Here is a 2,224-nt window from a genome sequence, read left to right as displayed (position 1 = left end):
GGTGAGGACCCGGTCGCACATGCCGCACAGTTCATTGAGCTCCGAGGATATGAACAGCACTCCGGCACCGCGGGAAGCCTGTTCGCGCAGCAGGCGGTAGATGGCGCTCTTGGCGCTGACGTCGATGCCGCGTGTGGGTTCGCTCATCACGTACACCGGCAGTTCGAGGTCGAGTAGACGGCCGATGATCGCCTTCTGCTGGTTGCCGCCGGACAGCTGGCCGATGGGCAGTTGCGTGGACGCTGTTCGGATATCCAACCGCTGCACGGCATCTGATACCCGACGCCGCTCCAACTTCGGCCGGCGCAGTCCACATCGGAACATATCGGCTGTCCATGCGAGTGCGAGATTCTCGCCGACCGAGCGACCCAGCAACAGTGCCATGGCCTTGCGATCCTCGGGAACGAAGCCCACACCGCCCCGCAGGGACTTGCCCGGCTGACCCAAGGGCACTGCTTTGCCGGCCACCGTGATTGTTCCTTCGGCCGCAATCGCTCCGCCGAGGGCGTGTCCGAGAGCTTCTTTCCCTGATCCCGACAGGCCTGCCACCCCGACGATCTCGCCGTTAGCAACTCGGAGATCGGTGGGCAGCAAGCCTTTGTCGGGCGCAGCGAGCCGGGAGACCTCCAGCACGGTTGAGGTGCCGTCGATGTTGTCGGTACGGCTGCCGTAGTAGTCGCCGAGCTCGCGCCCGACCATCAGGCTCACGATTTCGGTTTCGGTTGTCTTGGCTATCGGCCGGGTCGCGATGATTCGCCCATCGCGGAGCACTGCAGCGGTATCGGCCGCCCGGAATATCTCGTTCATCCGATGGGTGATCATCACGACCGCGGTACCCATCTGCCGGCGTACCTCCACTAGGTCGAGAAGGCGCCCGGCGGCCTTTTCTGACAGCGAGCTCGTCGCCTCGTCCAGAATCAGTACATCGGGATCGGTTGCCAGAGCACGCGCGATCTCGACCTGCTGCTGCGACTCGAGCGATAGGTCACGCACCTTGGCCTGCGGATCGATCGGCATACCGTAGGACTCGAGGACATCAGCAGCCCGCGACCGCAACTTGCGCCACGAGACCAAGCCACCGACGGCGCCCGCCATCCGCCCCATGAAGATGTTCTCGGCGACGGAGAGATCAGTCGCGAGGGTTAGCTCCTGACTGATGAGCGCAATACCGTGCTGGCGCGCAATCTTGGCGCTGGCAATTGTGCGGCGTTTTCCATTGACAACAATATGCCCGGAATCAGGTGGAAGAATTCCGCCCATTATTCTGGCAATTGTGGATTTACCAGACCCATTTTCACCAGTGAGTGCGGTAACCGTTCCCGCGTGGAATTCAACGTGGACATCCTGCAGCGCGATCGCTACGCCGAAGCTCTTGGCAATACGTTCCAGCCGTAGTACGGGGAACGCGATATCTGGTGCATCTCCGGTGGTCATGGGGGTAGTCAATCAGCGCATCGATCGCGCTGACCATACCGCCGCAGTGGCAAGATATTCGGTACCTCATTTGAGGTAGCGACCGCATGCTAGGTGGGTCGATGAAAGGAGAATACCGGCGATGTTAATACCGCGTGACCTGGTGGCCTTAATGTTTCGTGGCAATTAATTTACCGCATTCGCCCGGCTACGCCGACATCTGCGTGTGGTCGGCACCGACGCGGGTGCCCGATACCGCTACCCGCCACGCGACGCACCCGTGCGCTACGTCTTGCGAGTCAGCCTCCTCGATATAGAGCCGGAGATCTGGTGGTCTTTTCAGGTCAATTCGGATACAGAGTATCTGCACGAGACGATCCAGACCGTGATGGGCTGGCAGGATTACCACCTGCACAAGTCTGTGCTGGTGACGACCCCTGGGGCCACAACACGCTGAGCTATCACGCGCAGGAGTCGTTCGACAACCACTTTATAGACGATCCCGTCCACGAAAGACCGAGCTGGGTCCGGATTGATGCACCGACGAGGTGAACCAGCATTTGGGTACTGATGCGAGCCGAAAGGCCGCGTGGACAACAGCTGTGACCACCTCCCCCGCGACTAGCTGATCTGTTGCAGCGAACGCACCCGAAGGCGATACCCCTGCTCGCCGACGCCCTCGACCGCGCCGAACTCGACAATCCGATCGATGTCGACCAATAGACACCGACGGCAACTGTGGCGAAGATCGTGTGGATGATCGACCACTTCGGCAGTGGTCTGCGTCTGAGGCCGGCCGGATATCTGCCCC

Annotated in this window: 3 protein-coding genes; 1 reads left to right on the top strand and 2 read right to left on the bottom strand. The window is 61.1% G+C overall.

Going from position 1 to position 2,224, the window contains the following annotated elements:
* The coding region (locus WAW17_RS11070) for a sugar ABC transporter ATP-binding protein (protein WP_422333028.1) at window positions 1-1,434 on the bottom strand (1,434 nt) is incomplete at its 3' end.
* 205 nt (window positions 1,435-1,639) lie between these two features.
* Between WAW17_RS11070 and WAW17_RS11065 the strand changes: the two genes are divergently transcribed.
* Window positions 1,640-1,870, top strand: coding sequence for an IS1096 element passenger TnpR family protein (locus tag WAW17_RS11065; RefSeq protein WP_422333027.1), 231 nt, complete (start codon window positions 1,640-1,642; stop codon window positions 1,868-1,870).
* Window positions 1,871-2,034: 164 nt separating this feature from the next.
* On the opposite strand, the gene WAW17_RS11060 is transcribed toward WAW17_RS11065, so the two are convergent.
* The coding region (locus WAW17_RS11060) for a hypothetical protein (RefSeq protein WP_422333026.1) at window positions 2,035-2,224 on the bottom strand (190 nt) is incomplete at its 5' end.

This window comes from Rhodococcus sp. (in: high G+C Gram-positive bacteria) (assembly GCF_049286785.1).
Lineage (GTDB): Bacteria > Actinomycetota > Actinomycetes > Mycobacteriales > Mycobacteriaceae > Rhodococcus_F.
Note: the sequence above shows the minus strand (reverse complement) of the source record. Positions and strands in the feature narration are given on the sequence as shown.